Source organism: Candidatus Skiveiella danica (genome assembly GCF_022705245.1).
GTDB classification, from domain to species: domain Bacteria; phylum Pseudomonadota; class Gammaproteobacteria; order Burkholderiales; family Burkholderiaceae_C; genus Skiveiella; species Skiveiella danica.
On sequence record NZ_JAKJEW010000002.1, the window covers coordinates 23,566 to 45,025 of the forward strand.

19 protein-coding genes are annotated in these 21,460 nt (G+C 66.6%); 14 read left to right on the forward strand and 5 right to left on the reverse strand.

Going from position 1 to position 21,460, the window contains the following annotated elements:
• The first annotated feature begins 212 nt into the window (after nt 1-212).
• The 7 genes from chrA (at nt 213) to otnI (ending at nt 7,317) form a co-directional block, all read left to right on the forward strand.
• Nucleotides 213-1,589 (forward strand): chromate efflux transporter, encoded by a 1,377-nt coding sequence (gene chrA, locus ACMUOY_RS01310; RefSeq protein ID WP_413890291.1) that lies wholly within the window; start codon nt 213-215, stop codon nt 1,587-1,589.
• Nucleotides 1,590-1,618: 29 nt separating this feature from the next.
• On the forward strand, nt 1,619-2,395 hold the full coding sequence (locus ACMUOY_RS01315) for a FadR/GntR family transcriptional regulator (RefSeq protein WP_413890293.1): 777 nt from the start codon (nt 1,619-1,621) through the stop codon (nt 2,393-2,395).
• 150 nt (nt 2,396-2,545) lie between these two features.
• Nucleotides 2,546-3,517 (forward strand): tripartite tricarboxylate transporter substrate binding protein, encoded by a 972-nt coding sequence (locus ACMUOY_RS01320; protein WP_413890295.1) that lies wholly within the window; start codon nt 2,546-2,548, stop codon nt 3,515-3,517.
• 12 nt (nt 3,518-3,529) lie between these two features.
• Nucleotides 3,530-4,438 carry an L-threonate dehydrogenase gene (gene ltnD, locus ACMUOY_RS01325; protein ID WP_413890297.1) on the forward strand — a complete coding sequence of 303 codons (909 nt, stop codon included), beginning with the start codon at nt 3,530-3,532 and terminating at the stop codon, nt 4,436-4,438.
• On the forward strand, nt 4,435-5,697 hold the full coding sequence (gene otnK / locus ACMUOY_RS01330) for a four-carbon acid sugar kinase family protein (protein WP_413890299.1): 1,263 nt from the start codon (nt 4,435-4,437) through the stop codon (nt 5,695-5,697). The genes ltnD and otnK overlap by 4 nt, the downstream gene beginning before the upstream one ends.
• Nucleotides 5,694-6,368 (forward strand): aldolase, encoded by a 675-nt coding sequence (locus ACMUOY_RS01335; protein WP_413890301.1) that lies wholly within the window; start codon nt 5,694-5,696, stop codon nt 6,366-6,368. Before otnK ends, ACMUOY_RS01335 begins: the two co-directional genes overlap by 4 nt.
• Before the next feature lie 103 nt (nt 6,369-6,471).
• The gene (otnI, locus tag ACMUOY_RS01340; RefSeq protein ID WP_413890303.1) at nt 6,472-7,317 is read left to right on the forward strand and encodes a hydroxypyruvate isomerase family protein; all 846 of its coding nucleotides are present in this window, start codon (nt 6,472-6,474) and stop codon (nt 7,315-7,317) included.
• A 39-nt stretch (nt 7,318-7,356) separates the two neighbouring features.
• Here otnI and ACMUOY_RS01345 read toward each other — a convergent pair whose 3' ends face one another.
• The gene (locus ACMUOY_RS01345; RefSeq protein WP_413890305.1) at nt 7,357-7,791 is read right to left on the reverse strand and encodes a hypothetical protein; all 435 of its coding nucleotides are present in this window, start codon (nt 7,789-7,791) and stop codon (nt 7,357-7,359) included.
• Between the two features lie 22 nt (nt 7,792-7,813).
• Between ACMUOY_RS01345 and ACMUOY_RS01350 the strand changes: the two genes are divergently transcribed.
• The 4 genes from ACMUOY_RS01350 (at nt 7,814) to ACMUOY_RS01365 (ending at nt 9,874) form a co-directional block, all read left to right on the forward strand.
• Nucleotides 7,814-7,945 (forward strand): hypothetical protein, encoded by a 132-nt coding sequence (locus tag ACMUOY_RS01350; RefSeq protein WP_413890307.1) that lies wholly within the window; start codon nt 7,814-7,816, stop codon nt 7,943-7,945.
• A 40-nt stretch (nt 7,946-7,985) separates the two neighbouring features.
• Nucleotides 7,986-8,513: a DsbE family thiol:disulfide interchange protein gene (locus ACMUOY_RS01355; RefSeq protein ID WP_413890309.1), complete on the forward strand. Its 528-nt coding sequence runs from the start codon at nt 7,986-7,988 to the stop codon at nt 8,511-8,513.
• A gap of 65 nt (nt 8,514-8,578) precedes the next feature.
• Complete coding sequence (locus ACMUOY_RS01360) at nt 8,579-9,199, forward strand: c-type cytochrome (RefSeq protein WP_413890311.1); 621 nt, start codon at nt 8,579-8,581, stop codon at nt 9,197-9,199.
• A 9-nt stretch (nt 9,200-9,208) separates the two neighbouring features.
• Nucleotides 9,209-9,874, forward strand: a complete 666-nt coding sequence (locus tag ACMUOY_RS01365; protein ID WP_413890313.1) for a c-type cytochrome — start codon at nt 9,209-9,211, stop codon at nt 9,872-9,874.
• Between the two features lie 24 nt (nt 9,875-9,898).
• Here ACMUOY_RS01365 and ACMUOY_RS01370 read toward each other — a convergent pair whose 3' ends face one another.
• The 4 genes from ACMUOY_RS01370 to ACMUOY_RS01385 form a co-directional block, all read right to left on the reverse strand.
• A complete protein-coding gene (locus ACMUOY_RS01370; RefSeq protein ID WP_413890315.1) occupies nt 9,899-10,657 on the reverse strand; it encodes a tetratricopeptide repeat protein in 759 nt (252 codons plus the stop codon).
• 14 nt (nt 10,658-10,671) lie between these two features.
• On the reverse strand, nt 10,672-12,606 hold the full coding sequence (locus ACMUOY_RS01375) for a heme lyase CcmF/NrfE family subunit (protein ID WP_413890317.1): 1,935 nt from the start codon (nt 12,604-12,606) through the stop codon (nt 10,672-10,674).
• A 73-nt stretch (nt 12,607-12,679) separates the two neighbouring features.
• Nucleotides 12,680-14,410 carry an ammonia-forming cytochrome c nitrite reductase subunit c552 gene (locus tag ACMUOY_RS01380; RefSeq protein WP_413890319.1) on the reverse strand — a complete coding sequence of 577 codons (1,731 nt, stop codon included), beginning with the start codon at nt 14,408-14,410 and terminating at the stop codon, nt 12,680-12,682.
• 409 nt (nt 14,411-14,819) lie between these two features.
• Nucleotides 14,820-15,425 (reverse strand): hypothetical protein, encoded by a 606-nt coding sequence (locus ACMUOY_RS01385; RefSeq protein WP_413890321.1) that lies wholly within the window; start codon nt 15,423-15,425, stop codon nt 14,820-14,822.
• A gap of 140 nt (nt 15,426-15,565) precedes the next feature.
• On the opposite strand from ACMUOY_RS01385, the gene glgB reads away from it, so the two are divergent.
• Genes glgB through malQ form a run of 3 tightly spaced genes read left to right on the forward strand, consistent with a single transcriptional unit; the run spans nt 15,566 to nt 21,443 of the window.
• Nucleotides 15,566-17,749, forward strand: a complete 2,184-nt coding sequence (glgB, locus tag ACMUOY_RS01390) for a 1,4-alpha-glucan branching protein GlgB (protein ID WP_413890323.1) — start codon at nt 15,566-15,568, stop codon at nt 17,747-17,749.
• The gene (gene glgX, locus ACMUOY_RS01395; protein WP_413890325.1) at nt 17,746-19,938 is read left to right on the forward strand and encodes a glycogen debranching protein GlgX; all 2,193 of its coding nucleotides are present in this window, start codon (nt 17,746-17,748) and stop codon (nt 19,936-19,938) included. Before glgB ends, glgX begins: the two co-directional genes overlap by 4 nt.
• Nucleotides 19,935-21,443 carry a 4-alpha-glucanotransferase gene (malQ, locus tag ACMUOY_RS01400; RefSeq protein WP_413890327.1) on the forward strand — a complete coding sequence of 503 codons (1,509 nt, stop codon included), beginning with the start codon at nt 19,935-19,937 and terminating at the stop codon, nt 21,441-21,443. Before glgX ends, malQ begins: the two co-directional genes overlap by 4 nt.
• Nucleotides 21,444-21,460: the final 17 nt, after the last annotated feature.

Here is a 21,460-nt window from a genome sequence, read left to right on the forward strand (position 1 = left end):
GCGGCCACCCTGGCGACACCTGCGCCCACTGAGGCTTGCCGCTGCTACCATGCGATCCAGCGGGATTTCAGCCTCCCGGGTTCGCCGCAGCGCGGGCCGCCCCAAGCAAGGCGCCCCCCGCGGGGACAGCGACTACACGTTGTAGGGAAGGGTGGGGGTCCGGGCTTAGAAGGTGTCCCGTCCAAGTGCTGGCAACCCGATGGACCTTTTCCGTGGACACCTCACGCCCAGCCTCTTCGGTCTCTTTTTCTGAAGCCTTGCCTTTCTGGCTCAGGCTCGGCTTCATCAGCTTCGGCGGCCCGGCCGGGCAGATCGCCATCATGCATCGCGAGCTGGTGGAGCAACGCCACTGGATCAGCGAGAAGCGCTTTCTGCACGCGCTGAACTATTGCATGCTGCTGCCCGGCCCCGAGGCGCAACAGCTCGCGACGTATATCGGCTGGCTGATGCACCGCACCTGGGGCGGCATCGTGGCAGGCACCCTTTTCGTGTTGCCCTCGCTGTTCATCCTGATCGCCTTGAGTTGGGGCTATGTGGCGTTCGGCAACGTGCCCTGGGTGGCGGGACTGTTCTACGGGATCAAGCCGGCGGTGGCTGCCATCGTGCTGCAGGCGGTGCAGCGTATCGGCAGCAAGACGCTGAAGACGCCGACCCACGCGCCGGTGCTGTGGGCGATCGCGCTGTTGAGCTTTGTCGCCATCGCCTTCCTGAAGATTCCGTTTCCCTGGGTGGTGCTGGGCGCGGCGCTCACCGGCTGGATCGGTTCCCGGGTCGCACCAGCGCAGTTTGCATCGGGCGGGGGCCAAGGCGCGGGCTTGGCCAGCAGCCATCCCGCTTTGATCGGCGACGACACACCCACACCGCCCCATGCCCGTTTCAACAAGAAGCGCCTGGCACAGGTGCTGGCCGCCGGTGCATTGCTGTGGCTGCTGCCCATGGCCGCTCTGCTGGCCTGGCAGGACTGGGACGTCTCGCCGGCCAACACGCTGGCGCAAATGGGCTGGTTCTTCACCAAAGCGGCACTGCTGACCTTTGGGGGCGCGTATGCGGTCCTGCCCTACGTGTACCAGGGCGCGGTGGAGCACTTCCACTGGCTCACCGGGCCACAGATGATCGACGGCCTGGCGCTGGGCGAGACCACACCGGGCCCGCTGATCATGGTGGTGGCTTTCGTCGGCTTTCTCGGTGGCTGGACGAAACAGGTGCTGGGGCCGGACAGCCTGTTGCTGGGCGCGGCGCTGGCAGCCACGGTGGTGACCTGGTTTACCTTCCTGCCTTCGTTCATCTTCATCCTGGCCGGCGGGCCGCTGGTCGAATCGACCCATGGCAAGGCGCATTTCACCGCGCCGCTGATGGCCATCACGGCGGCAGTGGTCGGCGTGATCGCAAGTCTCGCTTTGTTTTTCATAGCGCACATCGCCCTTCCGACGCTGGGGAATGGCCAGAATCATTCAAATATCGACTGGATGGCCCTGGCGCTGGCCGCTGCGGCCGCCGTGGCGCTGCTGCGCTTCAAGTTGGGGGTGATCCCGGTGATCACCGCCAGTGCTCTGGCAGGGCTGGCGCTGCGGCTGGGCGGGTTGACATAAGCTAAAGTTGTACGATCAATTGTTCACCCATGGTCGCCCGCTTCAAGTCCATCACCCCCGGCGCGCACCTGTCCGATCAGGTCGCGGAGGTGCTGGCGGCCGAAATCCGCGCCGGCCGGCTGGCGGTCGGCGAAAAACTGCCGACCGAAGCTGCGCTGGTGGAGCAGTTTTCCGTCAGCCGCACCGTCGTCCGCGAAGCGGTGTCAAGGCTCAAGTCGCTGGGGCTGGTCGATTCGCGCCAGGGCAGCGGCATGTACGTCAGGGACGCGGGGTTTTCCCCGCTCAATTTCGACGCAAGATCTGCTGTTTCGAAACAAGCGGTCATCCAGATGGTGGAAGTGCGGCGGGCACTGGAGGCTGAAGTCGCCGCGCTGGCCACGCAACGTTGCACACCCACTGACGTCCAGCGCATCCGTCGTTCCATCTCTGCGTTGGAGCAGGCCGTGCTGGCCGGCGGCGACGGCGTGGACGAGGACATCCAGTTTCATCGTGCCATCGCCGAGGCTGCTCGCAACCCGTTCCTGATCGGCACCCTGGAGTACCTGGGCCAGTTCCTGCGTGGCGCAACACGGGTCACCCGCGCCAATGAAGCACGACGTGCCGATTTCGCAAGACAGGTTCAGGACGAGCACGAAATGATCGCCCGAGCCATTGAAGCCGGCGATCCGGCGGTGGCGCGCCTGGCAGCGTCGCGGCACATGGACAACGCCATCCAGCGCATTGAACAAGCTGACCCGTCCTTCTGGCAACAGGCCGGTGTCCAGTTGGCACAGCCCCTGGTTCGCGGCCTGGCAAGCAAGGACTGAGTCTCGGGCCTTCGCCAGCCCGATCGTTCAATCACCACAGCCGCGGGTAAACCCGATACTGCACTGCACCACAATTTGTATGATAACCAGACCAATCAGACGGCCCTCTGATCACACACCGCCCCTCCCCTCCCCACCCCGCTGAGCAACATGAAACTTCAACGTCGCCAGATCCTCAAGGGCAGTGGCGCAGCCCTGCTGGCCCTCCCCCTGATGGCGGGGGCCCAGGCATGGCCGGCCCGGCCGATCCGTCTGGTGGTGCCCTTCCCGCCCGGCGGGCTGGTCGACACCATGGCCCGGCTGATCGGTCCGCGCTTGGCGCAGGAGCTGGGCCAGCCGGTGGTGATCGACAACAAGCCCGGCGCGGGCGGCAACCTCGGCGCGGCTGAAGTGGCCCGCGCCACGCCCGACGGCTACACCCTGCTGATGGCCTCGCCGCCGCTGACCATCAGCCCCGCGCTCTATGCCACCCTGCCCTACAGGCCCGAGCAGATCGTGCCCATCGGCCTGATCGGCCGCGTGCCCAACGTGCTGCTGGTCAATCCGAAGAGCGGCATCAACACCGTGGTTGAGCTCATCGCCCGCGCCAAAAAGACGCCCGGCCAGCTGAACTACGCCTCCAACGGCAACGGCACCTCGCTGCACCTGAGCGCCGAACTATTCAAGACCACCACCGGAACCTTCATCACCCACATTCCCTACCGCGGCGCCGCACAGGCTGTTACCGGCCTTATGGCGGGCGAGGTGGACATGATGTTCGAGAACCTGCCCTCGGTGCTGGGCCAGATCCAGGGCGGCGGCGTGAAGGCCCTGGCCGTGACCACGCGCCAGCGCAGCAAGGCGCTACCGGGCGTGCCCACGCTGATCGAAGCCGGGCTGGCCGATTTCGACGTCAGCGCCTGGTACGGCGTGGCCGCACCGAGCGGCACGCCGGCTGCGGTGCTGGCTCGCATCGAGCAGGCGCTGGACCGGCTCTCGCGCGACCCCGAGATCGCCCGGACCATGGAATCACGGGGCGCCGAAGTGGGCTTTCTGGGCGCGGCCCAGATGAGCGCCTTCATGGCGGCCGATGCGATCAAGTGGAAACGCGTCGCCGAGTTCGCAAAAATCACCCTGGGCTGAACGGAGAACAGCATGAACACAGTGACGCGTGTCGGCCTGATCGGTCTGGGGGCGATGGGCAAAGGCATGGCGCAATCGCTGCGCCGCGCCGGGCACCCGCCGCATGTCTTCGATGTGCGCACCGAGGCCGCGCAGGCCTTCGCCAGAGACGGTGGCGTGGCCTGCGCCTCACTGCCCGAGCTGGGCGCCGCCTGCGACGTGGTCGTGTCGGTGGTCGTCAACGCCGCGCAGACCGAATCGGTGCTGTTCGGCCCGGGCGGCGACGGCACCGGCTGCGCGGGCGCGATGACGCCCGGCAGCGTCTTCGTGATGTGCTCCACGGTGGACCCGAACTGGTCTGTGGCCATGGAAAAGCGACTGGCCGAGCTGGGCCTGCTCTACATCGACGCGCCCATCTCCGGCGGCGCCGCCCGCGCGGCCAGCGGCGAGATGACGATGATGACCGCCGGCAGCCCCGCCGCTTACGCCAAAGCAGAGCCGTTGCTGAACGCCATGGCCGCCAAGGTCTACAAGCTCGACGACAGCGCCGGCGCGGGCAGCAAGGTCAAGGTCATCAACCAGTTGCTGGCGGGCGTGCACATTGCGGCGGCCGCTGAGGCCATGGCGCTGGGCCTGCGCGAAGGCGTGGATCCGGCGGCGCTGTACGAGGTCATCACCCACAGCGCCGGCAACAGCTGGATGTTCGAGAACCGCATGGCGCATGTGCTGGCGGCCGACTACACGCCGCTGTCGGCCGTGGACATCTTCGTGAAGGACCTTGGCATCGTGCTCGACATGGCCCGCGCCAGCAAATTCCCGCTGCCACTGTCCAGCACCGCGCACCAGATGTTCATGCAGGCGTCCACGGCGGGTTTTGCGCAAGAGGACGACAGCGCGGTGATCAAGATCTTCCCCGGCATTGAACTGCCCAGAAAACCATGAAACCAATCTACCTCGGTTGTATTGCGGACGACTTCACCGGCGCCACCGACCTGGCCAACAACCTGGTGCGCGCCGGCATGCGCGTGGTGCAGACCATCGGTGTTCCCGACGGCCCCCTGGATGCCGAAGTGGATGCGGTCGTCGTCGCGCTGAAATCGCGCACGGTCGCGCCGTCGGACGCCGTCGCCCAGTCGCTCGACGCCCTGGCCTGGCTGCAAGCGCAGGGCGCGCAGCAGATCTACTTCAAGTACTGCTCCACCTTCGACAGCACGGCGCAGGGCAACATCGGCCCGGTGACCGAGGCGCTGATGGACGCACTGAAGACCGACTTCACGATTGCCACGTCGGCCTTCCCCGACAACGGGCGCACCGTCTTCAAGGGCCATCTTTTCGTCGGCGAGGTGCTGCTGAACGAATCCGGCATGCAGAACCACCCGCTCACGCCGATGACAGATCCGAATCTGGTGCGCGTGATGCAGGCACAGACGCGCCGCAAGGTCGGACTGATCGACCACAAGGCCGTGGCGCAGGGCGAGGCGGCCATCCGCGCGCGCATCGACGCGTTGCGCGCGCAGGGCATTGGCGTGGCCATCGTCGATGCGGTGTCGAACGACGACCTGCTGCGCCTGGGGCCGGCGCTCAAGGCCATGCCGCTGATCACCGCCGGCTCGGGTGTGGCGATCGGGCTTCCGGCCAATTTCGGCCTGGCGCCTTCGCCGCAGGCCAGCCGGCTGCCGCCCGCCACCGGGCTGCAAGCGGTGGTGTCGGGCAGCTGCTCGGTGGCGACCAACAAGCAGGTCGCGCACTTCATCGCCGCAGGTCGCCCCGCCTTCGAGGTCGATCCGCTGCGGCTGGCGGCCGGCGACGACGTTGCTGCCGCGGCGCTGGCCTGGGCCGCGCCCTTGCTGGCCAGCGGACCGGTGCTGGTCTATTCGACGGCCGAACCCGGCGCGGTGAAATCGGTGCAGGCGCAGCTCGGCGTGGAGGCGGCCGGCGAAATGGTCGAGCGCTGCATCGCCACGATTGCGCGCGGCCTGGTCGAGCGCGGGGTGCGCCAGCTCATCGTGGCTGGCGGCGAAACCTCCGGGGCCTGCGTGCAGGCGCTGTGCATCACCCAGATGCAGATCGGACCGCAGATCGACCCTGGCGTGCCGTGGTGTCATGCCGTCACTGCAGGCGCAGGCCTGCACCTCACCCTCAAGTCCGGCAACTTCGGCACCGACGACTTCTTCACCAAAGCCTTTACAGTGCTCGCATGACCGAATCGCAAGCCCGAGAAGCCATCTGCCGCGTCGGGAAGAGCCTGTTCGATCGCGGCTACGTGCACGCCACGGCCGGCAACATCAGCGTGCGGCTCGACGATGGCTTCCTGATCACGCCGACCGACGCCTGCCTGGGCTTTCTCGACCCCGCGCGCCTGGCCCGCCTCGACGCCAGCGCCCAGCAAACCGGCGGCGACCAGGCCAGCAAGACCCTCGCGCTGCACCGCCAGATCTATGCGGCAGCCACCGCGTTCGACCCCTCCACCCGCTGCGTCATCCACACCCACAGCTCGCACTGCGTCGCGCTGACCCTGCGCCCCGACGTGGACGACGCCGGGGCCGAACTGCTGCCCGCCGCCACGCCCTGCTTCGTGATGAAGGTCGGCCACGTGCCGCTCGTTCCCTACCATCGTCCCGGCGACCCGTTGGCGGCCGACCTTGTGGCGCAGACCATCACGCGCTATGGCCAACAAGGCACGCCGATCCGCGCGGTCATGCTCAGCCGTCTGGGGCCCAACGTCTGGCACGACAGCCCGGCTGCCGCCATGGCCACGCTGGAAGAGCTGGAGGAGACGGCGAAGCTGGTGCATCTGAGCCCCACGCCGCCCGAGCCGCTGACCGAAAGCCAGATCAACGACCTGCGCCAGACCTTTGGCGCCCGCTGGTAGGCCACCTGAGGCCGAACAACCTCAATTCAGAGGAAAAACAGCACCAGCCCAGCGTGCTTTGGTCATTGCCTGCTATTGTTTTGTGAGACAACCGAAAGTGCCCATGCCCCGTTTTGCCGCCAACCTGTCCATGATGTACCCCGATCTGCCCTTCCTCGACCGGTTCGAGGCGGCGGCGAAAGACGGTTTCACCGCCGTGGAGTACCTGTTTCCCTACGCGTTTGCCAAGGAGGAACTCGTCGAACGCCTGCAGGCCAACAACCTGCAGCAGGTGCTGTTCAACGCGCCGCCCGGCGGCACCGACGCGGCCTCCATCGACCGGGCCTGGAACGGCGGCGACAAAGGCATCACCTGCATCCCGGGGCGCGAGGATGAATTTCGTGCCGGTGTGGCGCTGGCGCTGGACTACGCTCAGGCGCTGGACTGCCCGCGCATCCACCTGATGGCCGGCCTCGTGCCGCAGGGCCTGACGCGCGATGCCGTGTCACCCACCTACATCGCCAACCTGCGCTGGGCCGCCGGCGAGGCGGCGAAATACGGCCGCGACGTTCTGATCGAACCCATCAACACCCGCGACATCCCCGGCTTCTTCCTGAACCGGCAGGATCAGGCCCATGCCCTCGTCGCCGAGGTCGGCGCGGCCAACCTCAAGGTGCAGATGGACCTGTACCACTGCCAGATCGTCGAAGGCGACGTGGCCATGAAGATCCGCCAGTACCTGCCCACGGGCCGCGTCGGCCACTTCCAGATCGCCGGCGTGCCCGAGCGCCATGAGCCCGACATCGGCGAGCTCAACTACCCCTACCTGTTCAAGGTCATCGACGAGGTGGCCGCGCAATGCGGCTGGGACGGCTGGATCGGCTGCGAGTACAAGCCGAAGCGCGGCGGCCAGCCGGGCGGGACGTCCGCCGGACTGGGCTGGTTTGGCGCGTTTCGGGCACGCGATTGATCGCCCGATGGACGGGACCCGCCGCGCCGCTGACCGGGATCAGGGCTTCTGACGCTCGAAATAGATCTCGTAGCGCTGCTTGGCGACGGCCTGGAAATACACGCCCTTGAGGCGGTCGGTGGCCGGGTCGTAGCTGAGCTCGTAGGTCGACCCGTTGTAGCCGCCGGCCTGCAGCTCCAGGAACACCCGCAACGTCTGGCCGTCGCGCGAGGCCTGGGCCTTGGAAAAAGGCAGCCCCTTGGGATTGAAGTACATGGCTTCCAGCTGGCCATCGGCGCCGACGCTGCGAATCACCACGCCGTAGCCGCCGTCCGGGCGCACCCAGCGCCCCCGCAGCACGTCCAGCGCCACGGGCGCGTTTCGCACGACCGAGGGCACGCCGGCACCCCGGCTGTCCTGCGCCGAGGCCAGGCCGACGCACGTCAGCAAGGCAAGGCCGATAAAGGCAGGGAGAAGGGGGGCGGGTCTGAACAAGGTCTTCATCCCTGTATTGTCCATGAGCCGCCGCAGCACCGTCAGTCCGGCCGCGTCGGGCAAACGGCCCTTCGACGATGCGCTGCGCATGGGGGTATGCTTCGATGCCCTTGTCGATCGGGCCGCGCTGCAGCCCAAGCGCGCGAAAGCCTGAGGGGCACAAGCTCTGCATCCGCATCGTTCCCGTTCACCACATGAACAAGTTCCTCCTTCCGCTGGCTGCCTTCGTCGCCCTGCTGGCGGTGTTCGCCGTTGGCCTGACCCTCAACCCGCGCGAGTTGCCCTCACCGCTCGTCGACAAGGCCGCCCCGGCCTTCAACGCTCCGCTGTTGCACGATCCCGACCAGCGCTTTTCGCCCAGCGAAATGGCCGGCAAGGTCTGGCTGCTCAACGTCTGGGCCTCCTGGTGCGTGGCCTGCCGGGAAGAGCATCCGGTGCTGGTTGCCTATTCCAGGACGGACGCAGCCGTGCCGATCATCGGGCTGAACTACAAGGACAAGCGCGACGATGGCCTGCTCTGGCTGGCGCGCTTTGGCAATCCCTATCAGTTGTCCGCCTTTGATGGCGATGGCCGCATCGGCATCGACTACGGCGTCTATGGGGTTCCCGAAACCTATCTGATCGACAAGACCGGCCGGATCCGCTTCAAGCAGAACGGGCCGGTCACCGCCGAAGTGCTGGAAAAGACCCTGCTGCCGCTGATCAGGAGCCTGAACCCTTGACCCATTCGGGCTGGTTTCGCACGCACTGTTCTGGAGCAAAATCCAGTTTTGACCCGCCCGCCCCCATGCACCGCCTGCCCCCCGTTTCTTCGATGCCGTGCCGACGCATCTTGACCGGCGTTTCGATGGCGCTGGCCTTTCTGCTGCCCGCATCGCTTCATGCAGCCGATGCCCGCGAGATCGCCAGGACGGTCTGCGCGGCCTGCCACGGGGTGGACGGCAACAGCACCGAGCCCGCCAATCCCAAGCTGGCTGGCATGGACCAGGAATACCTGATGCGCCAGCTCAAGGCCTTCGCCGAAGGCAAGCGCCGCGACGACACCATGTCGGCCATCATCGCCAGCCTCGATTCCGGCGATTTCGCGAAGCTGGCGACCTACTATGGTTCCCAGAAACCCACGCCGGGCACCGTGCGGGATCCGCAACTGGCCGCCAAGGGTCGCGCGCTTTTCGAGGATGGCAACACCGACAGCGGCGTGCCCGCCTGCGCCGGGTGCCATCAGTCCGATGGCCAGGGCAACGCGCGCTTTCCCCGTCTGGCGGGACAGCACCAGGCCTATGTCCTCAAGCAACTCGCCGACTACAAGAGCGGGCGTCGCGCCACCGACCCCCTGATGACCACCGTCGGCAAGCGCCTGAGCATCGATGAAGCCCGGGCGCTGGCCGAATACATCGCGGGGCTTTGAGAGGTAAACATGTTGTCTCGACACTTGCTGGGATTCCTGCTCGCGGCGCTGGGCGGTTCGCTGGCGCTGGCCGGCACGCCGCCGGAGCCGTGGAACGCGCCCTATGCGGAGAAGACCGCGGCCCTCAGCCTCAAGGGGGACATTGCCCGTGGGGCGGCGGCTTTCGAGATTTGCCAGGGCTGCCACCGCGCCGGCGCCCTGGGCCGCGCCGATGGCAGCTATCCGCGTCTCGCGGGTCAGCACACCAACGTGCTGGTCAAACAGATGGCCGATGTGCGCTCGGGCCGGCGCAGCAATCTGAAAATGCTGCCGTTTGCCGACCACCAGGCGTTGTCGGTCCAGGACATCGCCGACATCGCCGCTTACCTGCAGTCACTGCCCGTTCCGCCCACCCAGGGACAGGGGCCGGGCACCGATCTGGCACGTGGCCGTCAACTCTACGAACGTGATTGCCAGGTCTGCCACGGGAAGCAGGGCGAGGGCAAGGCGGACCAGTTCTTCCCCCGGATTTCCGGCCAGCACTACGCCTACTTGCTGCGCGAAGGCAGCCTGATCCGCGACGGCAAACGGCACAACGCCCACCCGGACATGGTGCTGGCCATCGGAAAATATTCCGACGAGGACACCGTGGCCGTTTCGGACTACATCTCGCGCCTTCCCGTCGGCGGCCGCTAGCCAGAGCCGTCCAGGCGCGGCGGGTCAGTGGGGGGTTTGCGATTTCTCGGGCAGGGCCAGCCTGGCGCGCTCGCCAAGACCGGACGCCTCCATCGCCTTGCCTTCGGCGATCTTCACGGCCCGGGCGATTTCTTCGTAGAACTCGCTGTTCTTGGGCAACTTCTTCATCAACCGCCGCCAGAAGTGCAGCGACTCGGCCCACTTCTCCTGCTGATAGGCCGCCAGGCCCGCGAGTTCCAGCGCCTTCTCATCCTCGTAATCCAGCTCCAGCGCCTGCGCGACGAGCTCCATCGGCCGGCCGTCCAGACGGCCGGCCTTGAGCGCGATGGCTTCGGCCTGCTGCGACAGCATCCGGGCCTCCTTGGGCGCCAGCTGGGCCGCCTTGGCCAAGGCAAGCTCAGCTTCGTCCAGGCGCTGCAGGGCAATATATGCGCGCCCCAGGGCATACCAGCCCTCGGCATCGTCGGGTTTGGCCTTCAGCTTGCCTTCCAGCGCCTTGACCATTGCATCGGTATCGTAGGCGGCATGGGCCTGCGTCAGCGCCTGCTCCTGAAGAATAGTCGGCGCGCCCAGATACAGGTAAAGCCCGGCGGTCAGCGCCGGCATCACGCCCAGCAATGCGAGGGTCATCCAGCGCCGCCCCGCGCGCGCCAACCCTGGGTCAGGCATCGAACCGGCCTTTTCCCCGGCCGCAACGCTTGACACGGCGATGCGCGGGGCAAGACGGGTGCGCCACAGGGGCACGAGCAGGAAAACCAGCGCGACCGAAATCAGCGCGCCCACACCGAGCCAGAGATTCATGCTTTCATCTCCCCCTGTCGACGCAGTCCCAGCGCAGCCAGCCAGCCGCCGAGGAACATGAACAATGCGCCGGCCCACAGCCAGCCGACGAAGGGCTTGATGTACAACTGCACGCTCCAGGCGCCACCGGGCAGGGGTTCGCCGAGCGCCACGTAGACATCGCCGAGAAAGCCGTAACGGATCGCTGCCTCGGTCATGGTGGTCCGGGTTGTGCGGTACATGCGCTTTTCAGGCAGCAAGGTCGCCATCGCCTTGCCATCGCGACGGAGTTGCAGCGTGCCGCGCATGGCGGAGTAGTTCGAGGCGGGAACTTCGGTCGCGCCCTCGAAGATGAATTCGTAACCCCCCAGGGACGCGCGGTCGCCCTGGCGCATCGAGACGGTGCTTTCGCTTTGATACGCCGACACCAGTCCGATGCCCACAACGCCGACGGCCAGGCCCGCGTGCGCAAAGCCCATGCCGATCGCGCTGAGAGACAGGAAACCAGCTTCGCGAGCGCGCGCCACGAGGCCGCCAAGGGTCGCCAGAATCATCCAGGCCCCCAGACCCAGACCCAGTGACGCCTGCCACTTGAAGGCGCCGAAAGCGAAAGGCAGGAGACCCGCAACCAGCAACGCCGCCACCGCCGGCCAGCGCAAGGCGCGCACGACGTCGGCCATGCGGGTTTCGCGCCAGCGCAAGCGCGGCGCCACACCCAGCAACAGCAGCACCGGAACCATCAAAGGCACGAAGACGGCATTGAAGTACGGCGGGCCGACAGAAACCTTGCCGAGATCGAACGCGTCGAGCACCAGCGGATACAGGGTGCCCAGCAAGACAGTGGCCAGCGCCACCAGCAGCAGCACGTTGCCGGTCAGGATGGCCGTTTCGCGCGACACCGGCTGGAAGTCGCCCGGGGTTGCGCCGCCTTCGCCAGCGGCCTTCACCACACTCGCCCGCCGTGCAAACAGCGCCAGCGAGCCGCCGATGACGATCGCCAGGAAGATCAGGATGAACAGGCCCCGCAGCGGATCCTGGGCGAATGCGTGCACCGAAGACAGCACGCCCGAACGCACGAGAAACGTGCCCACCAGGGACAGCGAAAACGCCCCGAGCGAGAGGAACACCGTCCAGACCTTCAAGGCCCCGCGTCGCTCGGTGACCACCAGCGAATGCACCAGCGCCGTGCCCGCGAGCCACGGCATCAGGGATGCGTTTTCAGACGGATCCCAGAACCACCATCCACCCCAGCCGAGTTCATAGTACGCCCACCACGAACCGATCATGATGCCCAACGTCAGGAACGACCAGGCCACCAACGTCCAGGGCCGCACCCAGCGCGCCCAGACCGCGTCGAGCCGGCCCGAAATCAGCGCCGCGATGGCGAACGCGAACGCCACCGAGAACCCGACATAGCCCATGTAGAGCAGCGGCGGGTGAAAGATCATCCCGGGGTCCTGCAGCAGCGGGTTCAGGTCGCGCCCGTTGGCCGGCGGCGGATGAAGGCGCATGAAGGGGTTGGACGTGAACAGGAGGTAGGCAAGAAAGCAGAAGCTGAGCAGCCCCATGACGCCGACGACGCGCGCCACCAGGTCGGCCGGCAGGCGACGACTGAACAGCACGACGGCCAGCGTCCAGCCGGCCATCAGCGTGGTCCACAGGAGGAACGAGCCCTCGTGCGAGCCCCAGGCTGCGGAAAACCGGTACTCGATCGGCAGCTGACGCGAGGAATGATCGGCCACGTTCATCACGGAAAAATCATTGACCAGAAAGGACCAGATCAACGCCAGGAAGCCTGCAAGAACCAACAGCAACTGCCCGACAACGGCACCACGCGCCATCGCCATCCAGCCTCCATGGGCACGGGAGGCCCCGGCCAGCCCGAGGATGCCCTGGGCCAGCGCAAGTTGCAGGGCAACGATCAGGGCCACATGGCCCAGTTCTGGAATCATGTCTTCAGGAAGATGAACAAGAAAAAAGGGGCGCGGAATTCCGCGCCCCGGTGATCGTAATCTGGCGCAATGACTACTTCGTGGCCGTTGCAGGCCCTGGTGGCGCCGCCGGAGCCGCTGCCGCTACAGGCACGGCCGTCTTGGCGGCCATCGCGTCGGTGAGCACCTTGATCCCGGCCTGCGATTCGGCGACGGACTGGGTCAGGGACTTGCGGGCAGCTGCCGGATTATGGAACCCGACCGAGTTCTCGGCGGTCCACCATTCCCATTGCGTTTGCGCGTCGTCATGGTGCTTCTGCGCCGCCTTGATCGCCTCAGGCGCAACGCCCACCGCGCGGGCCCGTGCAAAGGTATCGATCAGCTGGGCAAGCCAGAACTCGGCCTTGGCGATCTTGCCGCGGGTGTAGTTCTGAATCGAATCGATCTGGTACTTGGCGTCCTGCTCGGTCATCTCGCCGTGGCACTTCACGCAGGTTTCCTTGAGCATGAAGCGCGGCGACTTCTGCTGGTGGTTGGTGAAGGTCTTGCCGCCCTTGTCCACCTTGCCCATGTGGCAGTCCTTGCACTGCACGCCTTCGCGCTCGTGTTTCGACATCCAGAAGGTTTCGGTCTCCGGATGCTGGATCTTGGACAGTGCCGCGCCGCTCACCGAATGCCGGAAGTCCTTGAAGTTGCCGAACTTGTCGACCATCTTCTTGTTGTAGTCGAACACGTTGGACCACTGGAACAGGTTGGTGCGCTGGTCGGCCATGGTCACCGGTTTGTCCGTGCCGTTGGGGCCCGCGCCCGGCTCGAAGCCAGGGTTGCAGTTGTATTCCACATGGCACTGGGCGCACATGAGCACCGAGTCAGGCTTGGACAGCAGGCCGATGGCACGGAACCCGTCGCGGAACGTCACCTTCTTCATCGGGTTCTTTTCGCTCTTGGCCTTGTCATACGGATAGGTGCCTTCGCCGCGATCCACCACCGCCTGGATCAGCGCGTCACGCACGACGCGTGGCGCCGACGAGTGCGGGTCGTGGCACATGTAGCAGTTCAGCGCATGGTTGACGTCGCGGGCAAATTCGACCGGTTTGGACACACGGCTCCACTTGGCACGCGGATCCGGATCGCCCATGTACTTCCACTTCAGGATGTTGTCGAAGGACTTGCAGTTCATGCACACCGGGTTCGCGGCGGTGGCGGTTCCGGGCAGGAAGATCTTCTGGTCGCTGTTGGCCGGATCGGCATCCTTCAGCACGAGTTCCCACATGTTGGTCAGCACCGCCTTGGAATCGGTGATGTAAGTCCAGTCCTTGAGCTGGAAGCGGCCACCGTAGGAGCGGTCGACGATCAGGTGGTCCAGATTCATGAAGACATGGCTACGCGGCTCGTTGTGCTCACGGGTGAAACCGTGCGGCGCCATCAGCTTGTCGAACAGCGGCGACACGCCGCGGGCGGTGGCCTTCTCGATTTTGGCGCCGGACTCATGGTTGACCGTCGCGAAGGAGTTGAACTGTTCCTGGTGGCAGGTCGCGCAGGCGGCATGGTCGGTGCGGGTGCCGATGGACTGGTTGATGCCGTCGGCCTTGCCGTTCTTCGCGAGGTGGTTCTCCGCCCCGGTGTGGCAATAGGCACAGTTCACATTGGAGTGCTTGCTGTTGAGGTGGAATTCCTTGATGTCCTTGTGGCAGCTGTAGCAGGTGGTGACGTCAACGAACTTGATCTTGGACTCGGCCGACTTCGCCAGATTGCCCTTCATCTGCTGCAGCGTGGCATCCTGTTGCTTGGCATAGGCCGGATCCGGCCCTTTGGTTTGCGCCATCGCCACGCCAAGAACGGCTGTCGCACACAGCGCAACCAACCCTCTCAACCACTTCTTTGCACCCATTTCCATGCTCCCGGAACATCGTGGGGAAATCCACGCCGGCGAGTCTATGTCGCATCGCGATGCACCAAAAGGGGGAAAACTCAACGGGATTCACCTTTCGCCGGAAAATCGACGGGGTTTGATCTGGATCAACCATGCAGACCGTGCTGGATGCGCCCCGCGCAGGAGCCGCGCGACGCGCTGAACAGTTGGCGCAGGGATTCACCGGGTTCGCAAGCAACAGGCGCGAAGAGTCCTGTTTTCATAGCGTCTTACGACCTTTTGACGCCGGGATTACGGCATTTTCATCACCAATTGACGCCTGAATGCCCCCAACCGACCCTCCGACGGCTCGCCACTTCAGTCAAGCCGCGATCACGGCCTCGTAGGCCTGGCGCGTCGACGGCGCTACAGCTGCCAGCACCTGTGCGTACGACGTCTGGTGCCGCGCCAGCAAGCGCGCCGAGGCGACGGCCCGGGAACGGCAATACCAGTGGCAGGTGTGCTGCATCAGGAACAGCTCGGCCGACAGGGTGTACGCCTTGTCCCTGGGCGTCAGGCCACGGCTGTTCTCCCCGGCCTCTGCAATGCCACGTGCGTGGACAGCCAGCGCCTGGCGCATATCGAAGGTCGCTTTCGGCAACAGCTGGCTGGCATAGGGGAGCGCCACGGGCAGTGTGCTGACGCGGGCATCCGCCTCGCCAACCGTGGCGAACGCCGTCGCAAAACGGCTGAACTGTTCCACCAGGTCGCGCTCCTGGGCATTCAGCATGGCCCAGATGGGCGCCTGTCGCTCGGGGTCGCTCTCGCCCAGCGCGCGCAGGTAGCCCTGGGTCAGGTTTTCCATCAGCTTTTCAATCTGGAACTGCATCAAGTGGCGCCCCAGCAGCGCGACTCGCCGGGCCTGATCCCTGGATTTCAGCCAGAAGGCGCCCAGGCCAATCATCATCACCAGCACAAGCATTTCCATGGCGCAGCCCAGGGTGGTTGGAACAGGCAGCAGTGTAGGGGCCGGCGCCCGGGAGTCGCCGTGCCGCCACAAATCGGATGCAGCGCGTCGAGAATGCCAAAATGTGTCTGACGCCACTGTCCGATCCTCCTTCCGAATCCATGCCCTCTCCCTCTCCGGAACGCAACCTGGCGCAAGCCCTGCAGGAAGGGCGCTGCCGTGACCCCTTCAGCCACCTCGGGCCACACCAGGATGGGGCCGCCGGCGACTGGGTCATCCGAGCCTTTCTGCCGGGCGCAACCATGGTGACCGCGCTGGCCGATGCGGACGGCGCGGTGCGGGTCGAGTTGACCGACCCCGACGGAACAGGCCTGTTCATCGGCCGCCTCGCCAGCGCCACCCGCCCCCGGTACCGGCTGGCCGTGGCGTTCGGCCAACAACACTACACACTGGAAGACCCGTACCGGTTCGGTCCCTGGCTGGGCGATCTGGATGTGTGGCTGCTGGCCGAAGGGCAGCACCTGCGCCCCTGGCAGAAGCTCGGGGCGCATCCCACCACCCTGGACGGGACGGACGGGACGGCTTTTGCCGTCTGGGCGCCGCATGCCCAGCGGGTGTCGGTGGTGGGCGACTTCAATGGCTGGGACGGCCGGCGACACCCGATGCGCTGGCGGGTGGAATGCGGCGTGTGGGAAATCTTCCTTCCGGACGTGGCGCCCGGGGCGCTGTACAAGTTCGAGGTCATCGACGCCCACGGACAGCACATGCTCAAGGCAGACCCTTACGCGCGTCGCAGCGAGGGGCCGCCCGGCAACGCCGCTGTGGTCTGCAGCGAGCCCACGCCGACGCAGCGCACCGCTGCCGACAGGCCCCGTAGCGATGCAGCGCCGATCGCGATCTACGAGGTGCATGCGGGCTCCTGGCGCCGACCCGCAGGCCAGATGCCGGACTGGGACTATCTGGCATCCACTCTGGTGCCGTACGCCGCCGATCTGGGCTTCACCCACATCGAGCTGCTGCCGGTCAGCGAACACCCGTTTTATGGCTCCTGGGGCTACCAGCCCACCGGCATGTACGCGCCCACCGCGCGCTACGGGTCACCCGAGGCGCTGCGCCGTTTCATCGGGGCCGCCCACGGCGCCGGCCTGAAAGTGATCCTGGACTGGGTGCCCGGCCATTTCCCGGCCGACCCGCACGCGCTGGCGAACTTCGACGGCACAGCGCTGTACGAGCATGCCGACCCGCGCGAGGGATTCCATCGCGACTGGAACACGCTGATCTACAACTTCGGCCGCAACGAGGTGCGCAACTTTCTCGTCGGCAGCGCCCTGTACTGGGTCGAGCAGTACGGCGTGGACGGCCTGCGGGTGGACGCGGTAGCGTCCATGCTGTACCGCGACTACAGCCGCCCGGCCGGCGAATGGGTGCCCAACCGCGACGGCGGCCGGGAGAACTACGAGGCCATCGACTTCCTGAAGCAGGCCAACGACATCGTGCACCGCGAAGCACCGGGCGTGTTGACGCTGGCCGAGGAGTCCACCGCGTTTCCGCGCGTCACCGGGGACACCGGGCACGGCGGCCTGGGCTTTGACTACAAGTGGAACATGGGCTGGATGAACGACACGCTGGCCTACTTCGCGCTGGATCCGATGTACCGACGCTGGCACCACGACCGCATCACCTTCGCCATGATGTACGCCTACAGCGAGCATTTCGTGCTGCCGCTCTCCCACGACGAGGTGGTGCACGGCAAGGGTTCGCTGCTGGGCAAGATGGCGGGCGACCCCTGGCAGAAGCGCGCTCATCTGCGCGCGCTGTATGCGCTGATGTGGGCCTTCCCCGGCAAGAAGCTGATGTTCATGGGGTGCGAGCTGGCCACGCCTTGCGAATGGAACCACGATGGCGAGCTCGATTGGGGCCTGCTTCAGGACCCGGCCCACGCCGGCGTGCAGCGCCTGGTGCGCGACCTCAACCATGGCTACCGCACGCACCCGGCCCTGCATGCGCGCGACGCAGACCCTGGCGGTTTCCAGTGGATCAGCGCCGATGACCGTGACAACTCCGTCTTCAGCTTTGTGCGCTACGGCCACGGCCCCCGTGACGCCGTGGCCGTCGTCTGCAATCTCACACCGGTGCCGCGCGACGGCTACCGCATCGGCGTCCCGCACGCAGGTGCCTGGCGTGAATGCCTGAACACTGACTCGGGTCACTACGGGGGCACCAATGCCGGCAACCACGGCCGGGTCCTGGCCGAGGCGATTCCGATGCATGGTCAGCCCTGTTCGCTGAGCCTTCACCTGCCGCCCCTGAGCGTGATCTGGCTCGCGGCGGAGGCGCCAACATGACCCTGGGCGGCGACAGGCCCACGGCCCCGGTGTGCGAGCCCGGCCGGCCTTGGCCCATGGGTGTCGTTCCGGCGCTGTTCGGTGGCCGTGCGGGCATCAATATCGCGGTCGCAGCGCGCCATGCCACCGCAGTGGAGCTGTGTCTCTACGATGAGACCGGCCGCCATGAAACCGACCGCATCCGCCTGCCGAGCTGCACGGAGGGCATCTGGCACGGATTTGTGCCGGGCCTTGGCGCCGGACAACGATACGGCCTGCGCGCCCACGGACCGTGGCAGCCCGACGCCGGGCATCGTTTCAATCCGCAGCGCTTGCTGATCGATCCCTGGACGCGCTCCCTGTCCGGGCCCCTGGAACGGCTGGCGAACGAGATCGGCCATCGCGCCAGTGCGCCGGACCAGGCTTGCGCCTACGACAATGCCGAGCGCATGCCGCGCTGCCGCGTGGTCGATGTCCAAGAAGAACTGCGCCGCGGCGCGGCCATCATGCCCGGGCCCGACACGCCATTGGCCCGAACGGTCCTCTATGAGGCCCATGTGAAGGCGCTGACCGCGCTGCATCCCGGCGTGCCGGCTGCGCTGCGGGGCACTTACGCGGGCCTGGCCAGCCCGGCGATGCTGGCGCATTACCAGCGCCTTGGGTTGACCGCGCTGTGCCTGCTGCCCGTGCAGCTGCACGTGGACGAGCACCATCTCATCGAGCGCGGCATGACCAACCACTGGGGCTACAACACGCTGGCCTTCTTCGTGCCGGACCCGCGCTATGCCACGGTGCCGGTGCACGAACTGGGGGCCGACGACGCCGCGGTCCGCGCGGAGTTCCGCGCCATGGTGGACACCTTGCACCGCAACGGGATCGAAGTGATCCTCGATGTGGTCTACAACCACACGGCAGAGGGCAATGCGCTGGGACCGACCCTGTCGTGGCGAGGGCTGGACAACGCGGCCTGGTACGCCCTGGACGAGCACGGCCGCCACCTCAATCCGAGCGGCTGCGGCAACACCTTCAACATGGGAAACCCCAACGTCGTGCAGATGATCATGGACAGCCTGCGCTGGTGGGTGCAGGCCTACGGCGTGGATGGCTTCCGCTTCGATCTGGCCACCGCGCTGGGGCGCGAACCGGCACAGGGCCAGCACTTCAACCCGAGGGCAACCTTGTTCACGGCGATGGCCCAGGATCCGGTACTGGCGCGGGTCAAACTCATTGCCGAGCCCTGGGACATCGGACCCGGCGGCTATCAGACCGGTCGCTTCGGCGCGCGCTGGCAGGAATGGAACGACCAGTTCCGCGACACCATGCGCGCCTGGTGGCTCGGGCACCCTTGCACTCGCGGGCAGATCGCGCGACGCCTGGCGGGCTCCAGCGACCTGTTTCAGGCCAGCGGACGCAGCCCGCTGGCCAGCATCAACATGGTGACCGCGCACGACGGGTTCACGCTGGCCGACCTGACCGCTTATGTGAACAAGCACAACCAGGCGAATGGCGAAGACAACCGCGACGGCCACAACCACAACCTGAGCGCGAACGCCGGCCACGAGGGCCCCTGTGGCGATCCCGCCATCGCGCGCCGGCGCGCCCAATGGCGCCGCGCCCTGCTGGCCACGCTGCTGTGCGCGCAAGGCACGCCGCAGTTGCTGGCGGGCGACGAGCTGGCGCATAGCCAGCAGGGCAACAACAACGCCTATTGCCAGGACAACCCGGTGACATGGCTGGACTGGAACGCCGCCGACGAGGCGCTGACCGCTTTCACGGCTGCGCTGGTGCACCTGCGGCAGCGCTACCCTGGCCTGCGCCACCCGCAATGGTTCCGCGGCGAAAAGCATGCCGGCGAGGGATGGCCTGACATTGTCTGGCGCACGGCCGACGGCCTGCGCCCCGACACCAACGCCTGGGAGCTGCCAGACGGCCGCTTGCTGTGCTGCGTCATCACCGTGGGCGAAGGCGGCAAACCGCCGCGCGAGCGACTCATGCTGATCCTGCTGGCGGGCGAGGCCGAGGTCGTGGTGCAACTGCCACAAGGGACCTGGAACGTGATGCTGGAGACGGGCAGCGGGCAGGTCGCGCGGCCGGGCGGTCCGCCGGTTGCCACCGTGTCCGCTTCCTTGCGGGTTGCGCCGCCTAGCGTCGTGGTATTGGTCCAACCCATGGTCCCGCAAGAGCCAGCCACCTTGGAGATACCTCAATGACGCCCGCGGCCCCAGGCCACCCGCTGCTGGCGCGCCGCACCAGTGGCGTTCTGCTGCACCTGACCAGCCTGCCGGGGCGCCATGGCAGCGGCGACATGGGCATCGCTGCCCTGCATTTCCTGGACTGGCTGGCGCTGGCGGGCCAGTCGCTGTGGCAGATCCTGCCCCTGACGCCCCCCGGCGCCGGTCATTCGCCCTACCAGAGCCCTTCGGCTTTTGCCGGCAGCCCCTGGCTGGTGGACCTGGACGACCTGGTGACTTGCGGTTGGCTGGCGCCCCTGCCAGACGCCGGTTTCGACACCCGCCACTGCGACTTCGCCCGCGTGATTCCCTACCGGCTGCGCGCGCTTCGTGCGGCCTGGCAGAGTTTTTCCGAGCATGCCGGTGAGCCAGAGAAGGCGGCCTTGGCCGATTTCACCCATCACCACGCCGAATGGCTGGACGACTACGCCCTGTTCATGGTGCTGCAGGCCCGCCACGGCCCGGACTGGCCCGATTGGCCACCCGCGCTGGCGCACCGCGATCCGCGCGCCCTGCAATCCGTGCGGGACGAAACGGTGGGGGAACTCGGCTTCTGGCACTTCGTACAGTGGCGCTTTCATGTGCAATGGCAGCGCCTGCGCGAGGAGGCCCACTCGCGCGGCATCCACATTGTGGGGGATGTTCCGATCTTCGTGGCGCACCAGAGTGCTGACGTCTGGGCCCACGCCGACCAGTTTCTGCTTGATGCTCAGGGTTTGCCTGACGTCGTCGCCGGGGTGCCGCCCGACTACTTCAGCGCCACCGGCCAGCGCTGGGGGAACCCGTTGTACCGCTGGGACCGCATGGCGCTCGACAACTACCGCTGGTGGAAGCAGCGCATGGCCCATCTGCTGACCCTGGTTGACGTGGCGCGCCTCGACCATTTCCGCGGCTTCGAAGCCAATTGGGAGATCCCGGCCAACGAACCGACGGCCCAGGGGGGGCACTGGTGCCCCGGCCCGGGTCGGGCGTTCTTCCAGTCGATTCGGGAAGAGCTGGGGACCCTGCCCATCATTGCCGAGGACCTCGGCATCATCACCGAGGACGTGACACGCCTGCGCCGCGCGTGCGGTTTCCCCGGCATGCGCGTGATGCAGTTCGCTTTTGGTGACAATGCCCGCAATCCCTACCTGCCCCACAACTTCGGGCGCTGCACCGTGGCCTACACCGGGACGCATGACAACAACACCACGGTGGGCTGGTGGGCCAACGCGAGCGAGAACGAGCGCCAGGCTGCGCGACAGTACCTCGGCCCGGTGACGGACTCCGAGATCCACTGGGCAATGATCCAGTCGCTCTCACAGTCCGTGGCGAACACGCTGGTTGTTCCGTTCCAGGACGTGCTGGGACTGGACGGACAACACCGGATGAACACGCCCGGCCAGCCCGAGGGATGCTGGTCCTGGCGCTTTGCCTGGGCCGACGTCAGCGACGAGCCGGCCCGCCGGCTTTCATCGATGGTCCGCGCCCACGGACGCGCCTGAAGTCCCCAGCCGATCCC

What these genes read in the sequence shown, in the direction of transcription:
- ACMUOY_RS01315 (WP_413890293.1), top strand. Translation starts at nt 1,619, where the DNA reads ATGGTCGCCCGCTTCAAGTCCATCACCCCCGGCGCGCACCTGTCCGAT.
- ACMUOY_RS01320 (WP_413890295.1), top strand. Translation starts at nt 2,546, where the DNA reads ATGAAACTTCAACGTCGCCAGATCCTCAAGGGCAGTGGCGCAGCCCTG.
- ltnD (WP_413890297.1), top strand. Translation starts at nt 3,530, where the DNA reads ATGAACACAGTGACGCGTGTCGGCCTGATCGGTCTGGGGGCGATGGGC.
- otnK (WP_413890299.1), top strand. Translation starts at nt 4,435, where the DNA reads ATGAAACCAATCTACCTCGGTTGTATTGCGGACGACTTCACCGGCGCC.
- ACMUOY_RS01335 (WP_413890301.1), top strand. Translation starts at nt 5,694, where the DNA reads ATGACCGAATCGCAAGCCCGAGAAGCCATCTGCCGCGTCGGGAAGAGC.
- otnI (WP_413890303.1), top strand. Translation starts at nt 6,472, where the DNA reads ATGCCCCGTTTTGCCGCCAACCTGTCCATGATGTACCCCGATCTGCCC.
- ACMUOY_RS01350 (WP_413890307.1), top strand. Translation starts at nt 7,814, where the DNA reads ATGAGCCGCCGCAGCACCGTCAGTCCGGCCGCGTCGGGCAAACGGCCC.
- ACMUOY_RS01355 (WP_413890309.1), top strand. Translation starts at nt 7,986, where the DNA reads ATGAACAAGTTCCTCCTTCCGCTGGCTGCCTTCGTCGCCCTGCTGGCG.
- ACMUOY_RS01360 (WP_413890311.1), top strand. Translation starts at nt 8,579, where the DNA reads ATGCACCGCCTGCCCCCCGTTTCTTCGATGCCGTGCCGACGCATCTTG.
- ACMUOY_RS01365 (WP_413890313.1), top strand. Translation starts at nt 9,209, where the DNA reads ATGTTGTCTCGACACTTGCTGGGATTCCTGCTCGCGGCGCTGGGCGGT.
- ACMUOY_RS01375 (WP_413890317.1), bottom strand. Translation starts at nt 12,606, where the DNA reads ATGATTCCAGAACTGGGCCATGTGGCCCTGATCGTTGCCCTGCAACTT.
- ACMUOY_RS01380 (WP_413890319.1), bottom strand. Translation starts at nt 14,410, where the DNA reads ATGGCGCAAACCAAAGGGCCGGATCCGGCCTATGCCAAGCAACAGGAT.
- ACMUOY_RS01385 (WP_413890321.1), bottom strand. Translation starts at nt 15,425, where the DNA reads ATGGAAATGCTTGTGCTGGTGATGATGATTGGCCTGGGCGCCTTCTGG.
- glgB (WP_413890323.1), top strand. Translation starts at nt 15,566, where the DNA reads ATGCCCTCTCCCTCTCCGGAACGCAACCTGGCGCAAGCCCTGCAGGAA.
- glgX (WP_413890325.1), top strand. Translation starts at nt 17,746, where the DNA reads ATGACCCTGGGCGGCGACAGGCCCACGGCCCCGGTGTGCGAGCCCGGC.
- malQ (WP_413890327.1), top strand. Translation starts at nt 19,935, where the DNA reads ATGACGCCCGCGGCCCCAGGCCACCCGCTGCTGGCGCGCCGCACCAGT.